Here is a 14,582-nt window from a genome sequence, read left to right as displayed (position 1 = left end):
GAGCAAACATGGGCCTGATTGAATTGCGGGATTATCTGCGCGGCAAGGGCGAAGTGTCCGCCACCGACATCGCGCGCCATTTCGGTGTCGAACAATCGGCGGTGCAGCAGCTGGCCGGTGAATGGCTGAAACGGGGAAAACTGAGCGAATCCGGCGGTGGCGGCAGCTGCAGCAAGGGCGGCGGGTGTTCCGGCTGCTGCAGCACGCCAGTCGGGCCGTTCTATCGCTGGCTGGGCTGAGTGCGCAGCACCGGCCCGCTCAGCAGCCTTCCAGCGGGGACGGCGCACTTTTATACGCGCAGGCCTATATTGCTGTAGCCTTTTGAGATAAAGGGCTATGGCTGTATAGGTCTGTTTTTGTTATGTATTGCTGTTCTGGTGTCCGTGCGGGACGCAAGCACCGGCTCTGCGGCACAATGGCGTACCGGCAGCGCTGCTGCCCGATCCGGAATCCTGCACGATGAAACTCGAAACGGCCCGCATGGTCGTCGCCAACTGGGATACACCGCTGTCCCGCTATTTTTTCTGGTATCTGCTGATTCCGGCCAGGCTGGAAATCCAGCGTGCCGAACCGGATCGTTTTGCGTATCGCGGCTGGCGGCAGATTCCTTACCGCTGGCTGTACCTGCTGCGCTTTGCCCTTGCCGCCGTGCTGCTGGCGGCGCTGGGTCTCCCGCAATTTGGCGGCCTGCCCGCGATCCTGCTGGTGCTGCTGAAACTGGTGGTGTTTTACGACACGGCGCTGAGCCTGATCTGGGCGCTGGCCTACTGGGCAATGCGCGAGTCACGAAGCTGACGGAATTTTTCCTTCTGCTGGCGCAGGGCTTTCCCTGTCCGTAGAATCAGGGGCTCCCGCTCCCCGGATCTTCCCCATGCGCCAGAAATTCCGTCTTGCCGCCTTTATCCTGCTCGCCCTGCTGGCGCTGGCCGGCTCCGCCTTCCTGGATTACTTCCTGCCGGAAAAAACGGTCACCACGATCACCGGTGTCGAAGTCAAACTGAGCGACAAGGATGGCCCGGTCAGCAAATCCAACCCGGCCGACGGCCCGGCCAGTGATGTGTTCTACATCTACACCGCGCGTGACGTGACCGACATCCGCGTCTACCGCAACGAAGACACCCGCTGGGGCTGGCCCTTCTATTTCAAGTTCGATTCGGCCGATGTGCAGGCACGTGCCGCCGCGCTGGCCAGCGAGAAAAAACCGGCGCTGATCACGTCCTACGGCTGGCGCATCACTATGTTCTCGGTCTACCCGAATGTGACCAGCGTATCGCTCGCCGCACCGGATGACAGCAGCTGGAGTTTCTTCCGCTGGTTCTGGTTCTGCCTGTGGGGGGCGCTGCTGATCGCGCTGGCGTGGGGCGTGCACCGGCTCACGCGAGCCAGGGTACAGCTCAAGGCCTGATTTTTGCGCGATCCGGCTGGTATGCACATACTCTTCGTTCACGGCATGGGCCGCTCGCCGCTCTCGGGCTGGCCCATGCTGCACCGGCTCAGGCGGGCTGGCCACACCGTTGAAACGTTTGCCTACTCTGTGGCGCTGGATGACTTCGCGACAATTGCCGCCAGGCTGACGCGGCGGCTGGAGGCTCAAGAGGGGCGGGGCGAGTACGCCGTGATCGGCCATTCGCTGGGGGGCGTGCTGCTGCGTGCCGCCGTAGGGGGGCTGGCCGAAGGCTCGCCACAGCCGTGTCACCTGTTCCTGCTGGGCTCGCCGCAGCAGCCGGCCCTGCTGGCGAAGAAACTCCAGCGCAATGCGCTCTATCGCCTTGCAACCCGTGATTGCGGGCAGTTGCTGGCGTCATCCGCACGCATGGCGGGGATAGGTGCTCCCGGGATTCCGGTTACCAGCATCGTCGGCACTCTCGGCTGGCGGGGGCGCCTCAGCCCGTTTGGAGTCGAGCCGAATGACGGCATCGTGTCGTATGCGGAAGTCTCGGCCGACTGGCTGGATGATGTGGTGGAACTGCGAGTGTCGCACACGCTGCTGCCTGCCAGCCGGCTGGTGGCGGAGGTTGTGCTTGCCCGGCTTGATGGCCAACACCAGAATGCCGTTGAAAATTTCCAGAAAGGAATCGGGTGACTAATATGGCTTGCCTGATTGTTAAAAGTTAAAACCGGACCAAAGCAATGCGAACCTACCGAAAGCCCGTCGACCGTGATGATGTAACCCGTATTGCCAAGGAAATGATGCTGGCCGGGCAGAAGCGCTGGGAAGTGCGCGAGTACGTGCAAGGCCAGGTTGATGATGAAGCGCTGACCGCGCAGATCATGAAAGACGCCGCCAGGCAGGAGGGCAGGGAATCGCGGCGCGAGGGCAATGGCATTCTGCTGGCCGGCTTGGGCATGATTGGTCTGGGCGTGCTGCTCAGTGTGCTGTCTTTTCTGGGGGCGGCCTTGTTCGGTGCAGCCTCGTTTCCGGTGGCCAGCGGCCTGATTCTGGCCGGCATTGTCACTACGCTGCGTGGCTGCGGCCGCAGCCTGTTCGGTTAAGGCGTTTCCTGCCCGGTAACGGCTGCACTGGCTGGCGCAGCGGCTTGCGGTGCGCTTCCCGGCGCGCTGGCGGTAGCCATTCGAGCCAGCGCCGTGCCGCCGCTGACGCCCGCCGCCCCCACATCCCAGGCGACGCCGGCGACCGTGGTTCCGACGCTGATCGCAGTTCCTGCTGCGCTGATGGCCGCACTGCCGAGTGCAACGGTGGTCGTGACGGTGCCGCAGGCGGCCAGCAGCAGGGTGGCAAGAAGGCTCAAACAGGCGCGCATGGGCAGGTATCCGGCATCAGAAAGCTGAAGCATCAGGGTATTGGCCTGAACCCTTGATGAATGAATGGCTGTAGCTATTTACGTGTTGATGTATTTAATCATGCCCTGCGCAGCGGCGCGGCCGGTGGCGAAGCAGGCGGTCAGCAGGTAGCCGCCGGTTGGTGCTTCCCAGTCCAGCATTTCGCCGGCACAGAACACGCCGGGCAGCGCGTTCAGCATATAGTCCGCATTCATGGCCGCGAAGCGCACGCCACCGGCGCTGCTGATCGCCTCGTCGAGCGGGCGGGTGGCGTTCACTGCAATCGGCAGCGCCTTGATCGCGGCGGCAAGTTGCACCGGGTCGTTCATTGCGTCTTTATCGAGTATTTCGCGCAGCAGGCCCAGTTTGACGCCACCGAGGTTCAGTTTGCTTTGCAGAAAGCTCGACAGCGATTTCGCGCCGCGCGGGGCGGAGACTTCCTGCCGCACCCGCTCGGGCGAGTGGTTGGGCAGCAGGTCGAGCGTGAACGTCGCCTTGCCGTCGCGGGCGATGCCTTCGCGCAGGTGGCGCGCAAAGGCGTAGACCAGATTGCCCTCGATGCCGGTGGCGGTAACCACGCATTCGCCGGCGCGGGTCAGCACATTGCCCTCTGCATCCCTGACGCTGGCAACGACGGTTTTGAGTGGTGCCCCGGCGAATTTCTCGGCAAAAAACGTGCTCCAGCCGGTATCGAAGCCGCAATTGGCCGGTTTGAGTGCTTCGACCCCGATGCCACGGGCGGCCAGAAGCGACTGCCATGCGCCGTCCGAGCCGAGCTTTGCCCAGCTGCCGCCACCGAGCGCCAGCAGGGTGGCACGGGGCTCCGCCGTCACCTCACCGTCTGGCGTGGCAAAGCGCAAGCGCCCGGCTTCATCCCAGCCGAGCCAGCGGTGGCGCACGTGCAGGCTGACGCCGCCGGCTTTCAGCCGGGCGAGCCAGGCGCGCAGCAGCGGCGCGGCCTTCATTTCGCGCGGGAATACCTTGCCGGAGCTGCCGACAAAGGTTTCGATGCCCAGACCATGAATCCACTCGCGCAGCGCGACAGGATCAAAGCGGCGGATGCTGGCCTCCAGCGCTGCGCGGCCATCAGCGCCGTAGCGGTCGAGAAAGGGTTCCAGCGCTTCGGAATGCGTGATGTTCATCCCGCCGATGCCGGCCAGCAGGAATTTGCGCCCCGGTGATGGCATGGCGTCATACAGATCGACAGTCAGGCCGGCTTCGGACAGCACCTCGGCGGCCATCAGCCCGGCGGGGCCGGCGCCAATGATGGCTATGCGGGAAGAGGTGGAATCGTATGTCATCGCTGGTCTGGCTGGCTTGAAAGCGCGCCATTCTACGCCATCACTGCCGGGCGCGCGGGATTGCCTGACGGGTGCGGTGCTGCGCTTTCAGTCCGGCTGATGCCTGAGCGCTTCGCGGCGCGAAAGGGAACTGAGTGCGGAGCCCATCCCTGCGACGAAGGCCGTGACGGCCTCGGCGTCGTGCCGGCAATACTGGCGCAGTGCCCACCCGATGGCCTTCTGCATGAAGAAATCGGGGTGGCCGGCCTGCTGGCGGCAATAGCCGAACAGACGGGCGCTGTCGGTTTGCGCGCCGTAGCGTAGCTGGTGCAGGATGGCGCAACGCGCGTGCCAGAGGCGTTCGCCGGCAGCCCAGTCATCAATATCGGCCAGCAGCTGCGGGTGATGCCGCAGCAGCGGACCGAGCACATTGCTGGCCAGCGCATCGTTGGTGTCCCACCACGATTTGCTGCCGATCAGCGTATCGAGAACGGCGAGCATGTCCGGGCCGAAGTGGCGCGCATGGTCGCAGAGCAGATCCACCGCGACATACTGGCATTCGCGCCAGGGCTCGGCCCAGAGCCGCATGGCACAGGAAACATAATCCGCCTCGTCAAACGACTGCCGCGCCGCCCGGATCAGCGGTGTGGCGATCTGGCGGCGCGCCGGTGTTTTGACGCCGGCAAAGGCAAACTGCTTGCGCTGATAGGCATGCATCGTCGCCGCGTTCGCGGCATCGCACTGTGCGCCGAGTCCGGTGAGCAGGTCGCTCGTGAAGGATTGCGGCGTCATGATGAGCGCCGCCGTCCCTTAGGCGCTGCGCTGGTTGCCCAGCGTTTCCATGATGGCGCGCGCCTGCTCCAGCGCGTCGGTGGCATCGTCAGCCAGCACATTGAAATGGCCCATCTTGCGGCCGATGCGCGCTTCCTTCTTGCCATACAGGTGCAGCTTGCTGTTGGGCGCCGTCATCAGGATTTCCCAGTTCGGCTCGCTGCCATCCTCGCCCCACACGTCGCCAAGCAGGTTCACCATCGTCACCGGACGCAGCAGGTCGGTTTTGCCCGGATACAGGCCGCACATGGCGCGCACCTGCTGCTCGAACTGGGTCGTCAGCGTGGCGTCGAGCGTGTAGTGGCCGGAGTTGTGCGGGCGCGGCGCCATTTCATTGATGACGAGTTCATCGCCTTCGAGCACGAAGAATTCGACGGCCAGCACACCGACGTAATCGAGCCTCTCGGCCAGCGTCATGGCCATGTCGCGCGCGCGCGCGGTGACGGTATCAGCGATGCGTGCCGGCACGATCGATACGTCGAGAATGCCGTTGGCGTGTTCGTTTTCGGCTGGCGGGAAGCTGACCACCTCGCCGGCGCGGGTGCGTGTGACGATGACCGAAATTTCGGATACCAGCGGCATCATCTTTTCCAGCACACAGGGCTGGTGTTTCAGTTCAGACAGCGCAAAGCGCACATCCTCGACCGTTTTCACCCGGACCTGGCCCTTGCCGTCGTAACCCAGACGGGCGGTTTTCAGGATGCCCGGCAGGTAGGCAGAGAGATCGTCCGGCAGGTCGCCGGCGTTTTTCACCGCCAGGAAGGGCGCTGTCGCGAGGCCGGCGTTGCGGATGAAGGTTTTTTCCGCAATGCGGTCCTGCGCAATGGCGACGCAATCGCCGGAAGGCGACACGCGCAAGCCCTGCGCAGCCAGCCAGCGCATCGAATCGGCATTCACGTTTTCGAATTCGGTGGTGATGGCGGCGCAAGAGTCGGCCATCTGCTGCAGGGCGGCCTGATCGGTATAGGGTTTGCAGAGGTGCACATCGGCGAAATCGGCGGCCGGTGCCTGCGGATCCGGGTCGAGCACCATCACGCCATAGCCCATGGTCTTGGCGGCGGTGGCAAACATGCGGCCCAGCTGGCCGCCGCCCAGAATGCCGAGCATGGCAGGCGGCAGGATGGGGGTAGAAAGCGGCTTGGTCATGATTCTTCGTCTTCCTCATTCTGGCGCAGGCGCGCCTTCACGGACTGGATGCAGGCATAGCCCCAGACCGCCCAGCCATAGGCAGCGCCGGCAACAAAGCCGAGCGGCAGGGCATTGAGCATGGCGGGCAGGAACTCGGCTGCGCGTCCGGTAATCTGCTGTACAACGGCAAACAGCGCGGCAAAGGGCAGGCCCCAGCCCAGCGAGCCTTTCAGCAGCACCGTCCGCCAGAAACCGCGCGCCAGCACGCGTTGCCATTCCGGTTCGGGCGGCTTGCTGCCGGGCAGGGGCACGATAAGTCCGGCTTAGTCCACGTCCGGCAGGCTCATCGCCAGCACGGTCTGCTTCTGGGTTTCGCGGAAATCATTCAGTTGCTTGGCCAGTGCGGCATTCTGGCCGGCAAGCATCGCCACGGCAAAAAGGCCGGCATTGGCTGCGCCAGCTTCGCCGATCGCAAAGGTGGCGACCGGAATGCCCTTGGGCATCTGCACGATGGACAGCAGCGAGTCTTCGCCGCGCAGGTATTTGCTGGGCACCGGCACACCAAGCACCGGAACGGTGGTTTTGGCCGCCAGCATGCCCGGCAGGTGGGCTGCGCCGCCGGCTCCGGCGATGATGCAGGTCAGGCCGCGTTCCGCTGCGGTTTCTGCGTATTCGAACAGCAGATCGGGAGTGCGGTGTGCGGAAACCACACGGCATTCGAATTCGACCCCGAATGCCTTGAGCTGTTTGGCCGCATGCTGCATGACTTCCCAGTCGCTATTGCTGCCCATGACCACGCCTACTTGCACCATGGCGGTATTTCCTCGCGTAAAACGCGGATTTTACCGAAAAATCAGGGATTGTCAGTATCTGGCTGGCGGAAGGCGCGCTTAAAACTGTTGTTTTTTATAAATATAAGAATATTATTATTGAGCTGTTTTTAGCCCGATGGCACCATGAATGCATAGGCGTCATGCCTGTGTTTTGTTTCCATCCTAAATATTGAGCAGCGCCGCAGCTTGTTTCCTGGCGCTGTTTTTTCCTCCCCCGCCAGAATCTGATAACAATAAGTTACATTGGTAATTGCTGTGTAATTATTTGTTATGCATGTGTACACATACAGAAAGTATGTGTTGGCTTTTGCCGGGAAGATCCGTAGAATCAATGATGAAGAGTCAAGGCGATAACCCGCAGCTTTGCTGCGAGACTTTTCATTCCTCCATCTTCCTGGCACCCGCAGTCTGGGTGCCATTTTTTTCCCTCCCGATTTTGTTCCTCTGCGGGCCGATGACATGTGCACGACACCGCGCTGGGGTAAGCTGGCACTTCTCGATTGCCAGCAACATCCCGCATGACTGAACCCGTTTTCACCGTTCCCCTTGGCGAGCCCGTGCCGGGCTGGCAGCCGCCACCCTTTCCCGAGCACCGCGTGCTGGCAGGCTGGGACTGCCGTGTCGAGCCGCTGAACCCTGCCGTGCACGCCGCACCGCTGTGGCAGGCGTTCGCCTGCGCCTCTGCAGATATCTGGGCCTATCTGACCTGCGGACCCTTCACCAGCGAGAACGACTTTACCGCGTACCTGCAGCAGATCGCCGCGCAGCGCGACCCGCAGTTCTACGCGATCTGCCCGGGGGCTGCGCCGGGACAGGCGCTGGGGCTGGCGAGCTATCTGCGCATCGCGCCGGAAGCCGGCAGCATCGAGGTCGGCTGGCTGGCGTTCAGCCCCCAACTCTCGCGCTCGCGCCTGGCGACTGCCGCGATGGTGGTGATGATGAAAAATGTTTTCGAGCTGGGTTACCGGCGGTACGAATGGAAGTGCAATGCGCTCAATGTACCCAGCCGGCGGGCAGCACAACGGCTGGGTTTTTCCTATGAAGGAACGTTCCGGCAGGCGACGGTCAACCGGGGCCGCAACCGCGACACGGCATGGTTTTCGGTGCTCGATGGCGAGTGGCCGGCGCTGGCGATGGCGTATGCCAGCTGGCTGGATGAGGCGAACTTTGATGCCGCGGGCCGGCAGCGGCAGAGCCTGTCGGCGCTTACTGCGCCGCTGCTGGCCGCAAGAGACGAGCTGGTCTGAATGCCTGACTTGGCGGGTATTTGCTCGTAGCCATTTTCAGGGAATGGCTAGGGTAGTATGGGTGGCCAGGTATGTTGTCCAAGCGGGGGCGCTGTAATGCCGAGTGCCTGCTGCAGCGCTGCAGTAACCGTCGCGATCTCCACGTCATCCGGCAGCGCCAGCACGAGGCCGGGGCAGGTGAAGCGCTGCGCGCAGGCTGCTGTGAAGTGCAGGACGATCTGCCGGCCTGCCAGCGACCAGCCGGCAAAGCCGTCGTAGCCCGAGTTGGCGCGATCGCCAATCTCGAAATAGCAGCGGCCCAGTTCATCGGGCTCGCCGCTTTCGAGGATGAGGTAGTTTTCGGGATCGGGGTCGTTGCCTTCGGCAAAGGCGACGGTCAGGATATCCTCGTCACTGTCATGGCTGGCATGAAACTGGTCGACCCGGATGGGGTGAAACGCGTCCGGCATCAGCCCTCGCGCAGCCAGCGCGCCGCATCCAGTGCGTAGTAAGTCAGTACGGCATCCGCGCCGGCGCGCTTGAACGCCAGCAGGCTTTCCAGCACGACCTTCTGCTCGTCCAGCCAGCCGTTCTGCGCGGCGGCCTTCAGCATCGCGTATTCGCCCGAGACCTGATAGACGAAGGTCGGCACGGCAAATTCGTCCTTCACGCGGCGCACGATGTCGAGATACGGCATGCCGGGCTTCACCATCACCATGTCGGCGCCTTCCTGCAGATCGAGCGCGACTTCGTGCAGTGCCTCGTCGCTGTTGGCCGGATCCATCTGGTAGGTTTTCTTGTCGGCCTTGCCGAGGTTGCCGCTCGAACCCACCGCGTCGCGGAAGGGGCCGTAAAAGGCCGACGCATACTTGGCGGCGTAGGACAGAATGCGGGTCAGCTCGTGGCCATTGCGATCGAGTGCGCTGCGGATGCTGCCGATGCGGCCGTCCATCATGTCCGAAGGGGCCACGATATCGGCACCGGCCTCGGCGTGGCACAGCGCCTGCCGCGTCAGCGCGGTCACGGTGATTTCATTCAGCACATAGCCGTTTTCGTCGATGATGCCGTCCTGGCCGTGGCTGGTGTAGGGGTCGAGCGCGATGTCGGTGATGATGCCGAGCTGCGGAAAGGCGGCCTTCAGTTCGCGGATGGTGCGTGGCACCAGCCCGCGCGGGTTCCACGCTTCCTTGGCATCCAGCGACTTCAGGTGAGGCTCGATCACCGGAAACAGCGCCAGCGCCGGAATGCCAAGGCGCACGGCTTCCGCAGCGGTTTCCAGCAGGCGGTCGATGCTCTGGCGTTTCACACCCGGCATCGAGGCAATCGTTTCTTCGCGGTTCACGCCATCAAGCACGAATACCGGCAGGATCAGGTCATCGGGCGTCAGCGTGTTCTCGCGCATCAGGCGGCGCGAAAAGTCATCACGGCGCATGCGGCGCAGGCGGGTGGCGGGGAAGCTGCGATTGAAACTCATGGCCGGGCATCCTGAAAGGCAATGCCGCTATTCTAGAGCAAGCCGGTGGCATGCAGCAGTGGCAATAATGATGTTCAGGGGGCGCAGCCGGCAGGAATGCCGGTGCCCGAGCCGCTGCTGCCGAGCTGCTCAAGATGGACCGGCGGTGCAATGGGCAGCGTTTTCCACTCGACTTTTCCGCGAGCGGGCTCGAATTCATTCAGGCCGGTGGTGATCTTGCATTTGCCCGTGAGCAGGTTGTAGCTGCGTTCGCTGCGCTCGCCGCTGTTGCGCATGAATTCGCCGCTATCGATGCCGGTCAGCCGCAAGCGCCGGTCTTCGAGGCGGAAGCGGTAGGTGACCTCTGAGCTGCCCCAGCTGCCGCAACTTTGCCAGTAGTTGAAATGGATGACGAGGCTGCCACGCCGGATGCTGACGCCGCTGCCATCAAGCGGGTCGGCCAGGCAGGGGGCTTCGGCGTCATTCGGGCCTGGCAGGAACTCGGCGTTATCCACGGCCTTTTCATAGCCCTGCCCCTTGGCCAGCAGCACCAGCAGGCGGCGCGGGTTGAGGTTGAGATCCGGCTCGCCCAGTTCTTCGTTCTTGACGTGTTTTGCCGGATCGGTGCCTTCGATGACCAGCACGGCATCGCTGCGGCTATCACCGTTCAGGTCGCCGTGCTGCTGCTGCACGAGTTTCCAGCCGGGCGGTACCCAGGACTGGAAGCCGCCGGCGAGGGCGGGCGAGCAGGCCAGAATCAGCAGAAGAGGGAACGGGCGCATGGTGAAATCCTGTAGCAAGGTTTCGGCAGTGTAGCGCGGAGTCGCCCGCAGGAGCTGATCATTGCGCTGTTGTTATGGGTATATGACCCTAGCCATTTGAAATATTTGACTGCAGCCCTATACCCATGCCTTTGTTCGGGCTGTGGCTGGAGTTTGTGCGGGTGCCGGCCAGGGGCGGGCGAAGCTGAAGGCGGCCGGGCCGGGGCCATGCCGGCGGAGCTGCTCCAGCGCGGCCATTCCTTCCGTGACCGTCGGCCGGTGGCCGGCCGGCACCCACCACAGCGCCAGCATGGTGCCTTGCGGTTTGGCAAACCAGTCGCGCCGCTGTTTCAGGATGGCGAGGTGCGGGCCGCTGTACACATAGGCCTGCAGACTGGCCAGCGTGGCCCAGACTGACATGTTCACCAGCAGCAGCGGGTCGGCGCTGGCCTGGATGTTCGTGGCGTTGCCGCTGTCGTCCTGCAGGCGCCAGATGAAGCCGGGACTGGTTTCGGCCAGTGCATTGAGCGCATCAAGCTGGCCGGTGAAACCGACCATGCGCGGATCATCCAGCGGGGCGATGGCGTGGGCGACGTTGATCTGCGCCAGCTGCCAGTCGGGATGGCCGGTGGCGGACGATGCAGGGAAGAAGGGGGAATCCGGCATGGTTCAGTTTCCGGGGCGTGATTGTGTGCGGGGAAAAATGCTCAGCGGCGCGCCGTGAAAGCACAGCGCAGCCGGGCCTTCGAGCAGCAGGTGGCCACGGCCGAGCCGTACCTGCTCGCCGGCGGCCAGCACCAGATCGTCAAGCCGCGCACTGCTCGACAGCCACAGCAGGCCGCTTTCACAGGCCAGCTCGGCGGGGGCGGCCAGCTCGGCAATCAGCAGCTCGCGTTCCTGCAGGACAAGGCGAAGATAGTCGTTCATGGCTGTACTCCATTGGCATTTAATGCACTATATCGACGAATTCCTGCCGTTGCGCTGACGTTTTTTCGGGTTTTCTGTTAGTTTCATTCACATGAATACACTTCCTCCCCTTGCGGCGCTGCGCGCCTTCGAAGCGGTCTGCCGGCTGGGCAGCGTGGTCCGGGCGGCCGATGCCCTGGCGGTGACGCACAGCGCGATCAGCCACCAGCTGGCGGCGCTGGAAGATTACCTCGGCCTGCCGCTGTTCGAGCGGCAGGGACGCCGGCTGGTGCCGACCGAGGATGGCCGCTTCTACGCGATGAAAATCCGTATGGCGCTGGGTGATGTGGCCGAGGTGACGCGCGCGCTGCAGACGCGGCCTCGGCCGAACGAGCTGAAAATCGCCACGCTGCCCTCGTTCGGCATGCAGTGGCTGATGGCGCGTCTGCCGGATTTCCAGGGCCGCCATCCGCAATACCGCATTGACGTGCGTGCGGGCATCGGCTTCGATGACCTGCATAATGGCCAGGTGGATGTGGCCTTGCGCATGGGTAGCGGTGACTGGGACGGCCTGCAGGTCACGCCGCTGCTGCCTGACTGGCTGGTGCTGGTTGGGCGTGCCGATCTGGCGGATTTTCCTGCCAGTGCGGCCGATGTCGCTGCCGTGCGGCTGATCGGCACAATGGAGCCGTGGGGGCACTGGGCACAGGCGGCCGGGCTGGGCGAGTGGCAGCCCGACTACCGCTTGTCCTGCAATGACAACAATCTGGCGCAGCAGGCGGTGGCCGGGGGGCAGGGGCTGGCGCTCTTGCGGCTGTCGCTGGTGCTGGATGATCTGCTGGCCGGCCGCTTTCGGGCGGTGGCGGGTGTGGCCGTGCCGCATCCGCTGAGCTACTGGCTGGCCTGGGCCCCGCGGCTGGCAGGCAGTCCCAAGCTGCACCATTTCCGGGACTGGTGTCAGGCAGTGGCCACGCGCAGTGCGGATGAGATGCGCGACTGGGTGGCGGCACAGGAGTCCTGACGAAGCCTGTGAGGCGGCGGGTGAGCGCATCGTTGTATTAAAGAATTTGCTGATATGGCCGATGAACGGAGCCTGGAGGTATGACGAATGAATCACACAGACATCCGCCCCTTTGCCCGTTCCGGTTACTACAGCGTGGCCGAATACAATGCCCGCATCGCCAGCGCCCAGGCCTGTCGTGCCGGTATCGAGGCCTTCTGGCAGAAAGCGGCGGAAGCCGGCAGTACGGCGGACTGGGAGTATTACGCCGCCGCCGCCCGCGACATGGAAGTCTTCGCACCCAAGGTAGAAGCGCAGGCGCGCAAGCTGGCCCGCGCGCTGGGTCTCTCCGAGGCACAGTTCGGCCGCATCATCACACTGGAAGAATGCGAACTGCTCGGCCAGCGATCATTGGCAAACCTGCACGAGCCCGCTGTCGCCTGAACATTCTGCCGCCTCGCCCGGCGGCATTCTCCCGCACTATACTGGCAGCCCGATCACAGCAAGCCGCGAGCCCGCCATGGCACTCACTGCGTCCACCATGCTTCTGCTGGGCACTCCGCTGCCCGATGCCACCCTCGCCGATGGTGGCGGCACGCCGTATACGCTGTCGGCGCTCGCCGGCCAGCATGGCCTGCTGGTGGCCTTCATCTGCAATCACTGCCCGTATGTGCAGCACCTGAACCGTGCGCTGGCGCCACTGGGTGCCATCCTTGCCGAAGAGGATGTCGGGATGGTGGCGATTTCCAGCAACGATCCGCTCACCTACCCGGCCGATGCGCCCGACGCGATGCTGCGTCATGCGAAAGCCGAGGGTTACACCTTTCCCTATCTGTTCGATGCCACGCAGGAAGTCGCCCGTGCTTTCCACGCGGCGTGCACGCCGGATTTCTTCCTCTTCGACAGTGAACTGAAGCTGTTTTATCGCGGCCAGTTCGACGCCAGCCGCCCGGGCAAGGGCGAACCGGACGGTGCTGATCTGCTGGGTGCAGTGGCGCTGCTTGTCGCCGGCGGCAAGCCGCCGCAGGAGCAGTTGCCCAGCGTGGGCTGCAATATCAAGTGGCGGCAGGACTGAAGGGCGATGTCCGCAATCAGGCTAGCGCCCGCCGCCGCCCTTGCCTCCGCCATTTCCACCGCCACCGCCACCGCCTTTCCCTCCCCCGCCGGCGTTTCCGCCGCCTCCGGCTCCTGCATTGCCGTTTCCCTGTCCTGTTCCCTGACCGTTGCCCTTGCCGTGGTCTGCGCCCTTGGCTGCGGCATCGTTTCCGGCCTGCTTGCCACTCTTGTTCTGGCTGCGCTGTGCCGCGGCGGCCTGCTGGTTCTGGCGTCCGTGCCCTTTCAGCTGGCCGACGGTGGTGCCCAGTGCCTGGGCGATGGTTCCCCAGCCCATTCCGCTCTCGCGCATTGACTGGATGCCCTGCAGGGTGACGGTGCCGCTGGCGGTAAGCAGAGTGCCGCCGTTCAGCGCCGCGCTGATCTGGGCGGGACTGGGATTGGTGATGCCGTACTGCTGCAATGAGTAACTGGCCGCTGCCAGTGCCAGCGACACATTGCCCCAGCCCGTGCTCTTGTTGCTGGTAACAGAGCTGCTTTGCGTACCGTCGCTCAGCGTTGCCGTGCCGCCATTGCGCAGTGCCGTGGTAAGCGCTTTGGCATTTTCCGGTGAACCCGCCCAGCTGCTATAGGTATTGATCAGCTGCGACTGGCTCGGGCTGGTGGTTTGCACGCTGCCGGCCGTTGCGGCAAGGGCTGCGGGCAAGGGGCTGGCAAGCGCCAGCAAGGCAGAAAGAAGCAGGCGTTTCATGGCGAACCTCCGGCAGGATGCGGTGTGGATTGTTAAGCCTATGCCGCTTCCGTCATTGCCAGCGCTGCCGGCTGGCTCAGCGGAGCAACTTTTCCGCCGTGCGGTCAAGCCGCATTTCCACGTGCGCGATGCCGTCTTCGTCGTATTCCTCGCCGTCGCGTACAAAGCCCTGGCGCTCGTAGAAACGCTGCAGCCGCGCCTGTGCGCCGATACGGTTGCCTGATCCCGGGTAAAGCTGTTCCGACTGTGCCAGCCCTTCCTGCACCAGCGCATCGGCAAGCCCCATTCCGCGCAAATGTGCCGCAAGCACGATGCGCCCGAGCGAGGGCTCCGCGTATTTCACGCCGGGGGCAAGCAGGCGCAGGCCGGCCTGCACGCGACTATTGGCATCCAGCCCGACCAGATGCCAGCCATCCTCGTCAAAGACATCCATATCGGAAAAGACGCAGGCCTGCTCGACGACAAAGATGTCGCTGCGCAGGCGCAGGTAGTCGAACAGGATGCGGGGCGGGATGGTATCGAAGGTGTGCCAGTGCCAGGTCAGGGACATTGAGGAAAGCTGCAGACAAAGGAGCGACC

Annotated in this window: 22 protein-coding genes; 9 read left to right on the top strand and 13 right to left on the bottom strand. The window is 63.8% G+C overall.

Features of this window, described 5'->3' with window-relative positions; genetic code table 11:
* Positions 1-8 precede the first annotated feature (8 nt).
* From H559_RS18625 to H559_RS0103075, 5 genes are all read left to right on the top strand, one after another.
* Entirely contained in the window at positions 9-239 is a 231-nt protein-coding gene (locus H559_RS18625; protein ID WP_051278866.1) for a FeoC-like transcriptional regulator, read from the top strand.
* 220 nt (positions 240-459) lie between these two features.
* Complete coding sequence (locus H559_RS0103090) at positions 460-795, top strand: hypothetical protein (RefSeq protein WP_028451481.1); 336 nt, start codon at positions 460-462, stop codon at positions 793-795.
* A 76-nt stretch (positions 796-871) separates the two neighbouring features.
* On the top strand, positions 872-1,405 hold the full coding sequence (locus tag H559_RS0103085) for a DUF1523 family protein (RefSeq protein WP_028451480.1): 534 nt from the start codon (positions 872-874) through the stop codon (positions 1,403-1,405).
* Positions 1,406-1,426: 21 nt separating this feature from the next.
* The gene (locus H559_RS0103080; RefSeq protein WP_028451479.1) at positions 1,427-2,083 is read left to right on the top strand and encodes an esterase/lipase family protein; all 657 of its coding nucleotides are present in this window, start codon (positions 1,427-1,429) and stop codon (positions 2,081-2,083) included.
* Positions 2,084-2,130: 47 nt separating this feature from the next.
* Positions 2,131-2,493, top strand: coding sequence for a hypothetical protein (locus tag H559_RS0103075; RefSeq protein WP_028451478.1), 363 nt, complete (start codon positions 2,131-2,133; stop codon positions 2,491-2,493).
* Here H559_RS0103075 and H559_RS18620 read toward each other — a convergent pair.
* The 6 genes from H559_RS18620 to purE all read right to left on the bottom strand — a co-directional run bounded on the left by H559_RS18620 (position 2,490) and on the right by purE (position 6,832).
* Entirely contained in the window at positions 2,490-2,762 is a 273-nt protein-coding gene (locus H559_RS18620; protein ID WP_034639563.1) for a hypothetical protein, read from the bottom strand. The genes H559_RS0103075 and H559_RS18620 overlap by 4 nt on opposite strands.
* A 78-nt stretch (positions 2,763-2,840) precedes the next feature.
* Complete coding sequence (locus tag H559_RS0103065) at positions 2,841-4,082, bottom strand: TIGR03862 family flavoprotein (RefSeq protein WP_028451477.1); 1,242 nt, start codon at positions 4,080-4,082, stop codon at positions 2,841-2,843.
* Between the two features lie 87 nt (positions 4,083-4,169).
* Complete coding sequence (locus tag H559_RS0103060; protein WP_034639561.1) at positions 4,170-4,853, bottom strand: DNA alkylation repair protein; 684 nt, start codon at positions 4,851-4,853, stop codon at positions 4,170-4,172.
* An 18-nt stretch (positions 4,854-4,871) separates the two neighbouring features.
* Positions 4,872-6,038: a 5-(carboxyamino)imidazole ribonucleotide synthase gene (locus H559_RS0103055; protein ID WP_028451475.1), complete on the bottom strand. Its 1,167-nt coding sequence runs from the start codon at positions 6,036-6,038 to the stop codon at positions 4,872-4,874.
* Positions 6,035-6,331, bottom strand: a complete 297-nt coding sequence (locus H559_RS0103050; RefSeq protein ID WP_028451474.1) for a hypothetical protein — start codon at positions 6,329-6,331, stop codon at positions 6,035-6,037. Before H559_RS0103050 ends, H559_RS0103055 begins: the two co-directional genes overlap by 4 nt.
* 12 nt (positions 6,332-6,343) lie before the next feature.
* The gene (gene purE, locus H559_RS0103045) at positions 6,344-6,832 is read right to left on the bottom strand and encodes a 5-(carboxyamino)imidazole ribonucleotide mutase (protein WP_028451473.1); all 489 of its coding nucleotides are present in this window, start codon (positions 6,830-6,832) and stop codon (positions 6,344-6,346) included.
* Positions 6,833-7,371: 539 nt separating this feature from the next.
* Between purE and H559_RS0103035 the strand changes: the two genes are divergently transcribed.
* The gene (locus H559_RS0103035; protein ID WP_028451472.1) at positions 7,372-8,100 is read left to right on the top strand and encodes a GNAT family N-acetyltransferase; all 729 of its coding nucleotides are present in this window, start codon (positions 7,372-7,374) and stop codon (positions 8,098-8,100) included.
* A 47-nt stretch (positions 8,101-8,147) separates the two neighbouring features.
* Here H559_RS0103035 and H559_RS21300 read toward each other — a convergent pair whose 3' ends face one another.
* From H559_RS21300 to H559_RS0103010, 5 genes are all read right to left on the bottom strand, one after another.
* Positions 8,148-8,549, bottom strand: a complete 402-nt coding sequence (locus tag H559_RS21300; protein ID WP_051278865.1) for an Imm10 family immunity protein — start codon at positions 8,547-8,549, stop codon at positions 8,148-8,150.
* Positions 8,549-9,553: a porphobilinogen synthase gene (gene hemB, locus H559_RS0103025; protein ID WP_028451471.1), complete on the bottom strand. Its 1,005-nt coding sequence runs from the start codon at positions 9,551-9,553 to the stop codon at positions 8,549-8,551. The genes H559_RS21300 and hemB overlap by 1 nt, the downstream gene beginning before the upstream one ends.
* Before the next feature lie 74 nt (positions 9,554-9,627).
* On the bottom strand, positions 9,628-10,314 hold the full coding sequence (locus tag H559_RS18610) for a hypothetical protein (protein WP_051278864.1): 687 nt from the start codon (positions 10,312-10,314) through the stop codon (positions 9,628-9,630).
* A 117-nt stretch (positions 10,315-10,431) separates the two neighbouring features.
* Complete coding sequence (locus H559_RS18605; RefSeq protein ID WP_051278863.1) at positions 10,432-10,959, bottom strand: DUF3291 domain-containing protein; 528 nt, start codon at positions 10,957-10,959, stop codon at positions 10,432-10,434.
* A 3-nt stretch (positions 10,960-10,962) separates the two neighbouring features.
* Entirely contained in the window at positions 10,963-11,220 is a 258-nt protein-coding gene (locus tag H559_RS0103010; RefSeq protein WP_028451470.1) for a DUF2917 domain-containing protein, read from the bottom strand.
* A gap of 91 nt (positions 11,221-11,311) precedes the next feature.
* Between H559_RS0103010 and H559_RS0103005 the strand changes: the two genes are divergently transcribed.
* The 3 genes from H559_RS0103005 (at position 11,312) to H559_RS0102995 (ending at position 13,274) form a co-directional block, all read left to right on the top strand.
* Complete coding sequence (locus H559_RS0103005; protein WP_028451469.1) at positions 11,312-12,220, top strand: LysR substrate-binding domain-containing protein; 909 nt, start codon at positions 11,312-11,314, stop codon at positions 12,218-12,220.
* An 87-nt stretch (positions 12,221-12,307) separates the two neighbouring features.
* The gene (locus H559_RS0103000) at positions 12,308-12,643 is read left to right on the top strand and encodes a hypothetical protein (RefSeq protein ID WP_028451468.1); all 336 of its coding nucleotides are present in this window, start codon (positions 12,308-12,310) and stop codon (positions 12,641-12,643) included.
* A 76-nt stretch (positions 12,644-12,719) separates the two neighbouring features.
* Positions 12,720-13,274 (top strand): thioredoxin family protein, encoded by a 555-nt coding sequence (locus H559_RS0102995; protein WP_028451467.1) that lies wholly within the window; start codon positions 12,720-12,722, stop codon positions 13,272-13,274.
* Between the two features lie 21 nt (positions 13,275-13,295).
* On the opposite strand, the gene H559_RS22895 is transcribed toward H559_RS0102995, so the two are convergent.
* Together H559_RS22895 and H559_RS18595 are read right to left on the bottom strand one after the other, a co-directional pair.
* On the bottom strand, positions 13,296-14,003 hold the full coding sequence (locus H559_RS22895; RefSeq protein ID WP_051278862.1) for a hypothetical protein: 708 nt from the start codon (positions 14,001-14,003) through the stop codon (positions 13,296-13,298).
* A 76-nt stretch (positions 14,004-14,079) separates the two neighbouring features.
* The gene (locus H559_RS18595; protein ID WP_034639557.1) at positions 14,080-14,553 is read right to left on the bottom strand and encodes a GNAT family N-acetyltransferase; all 474 of its coding nucleotides are present in this window, start codon (positions 14,551-14,553) and stop codon (positions 14,080-14,082) included.
* Positions 14,554-14,582: the final 29 nt, after the last annotated feature.

The sequence above is a fragment of the Chitinilyticum aquatile DSM 21506 genome (assembly GCF_000430805.1).
Taxonomy (GTDB): domain Bacteria; phylum Pseudomonadota; class Gammaproteobacteria; order Burkholderiales; family Chitinibacteraceae; genus Chitinilyticum; species Chitinilyticum aquatile.
Note: the sequence above shows the minus strand (reverse complement) of the source record. Positions and strands in the feature narration are given on the sequence as shown.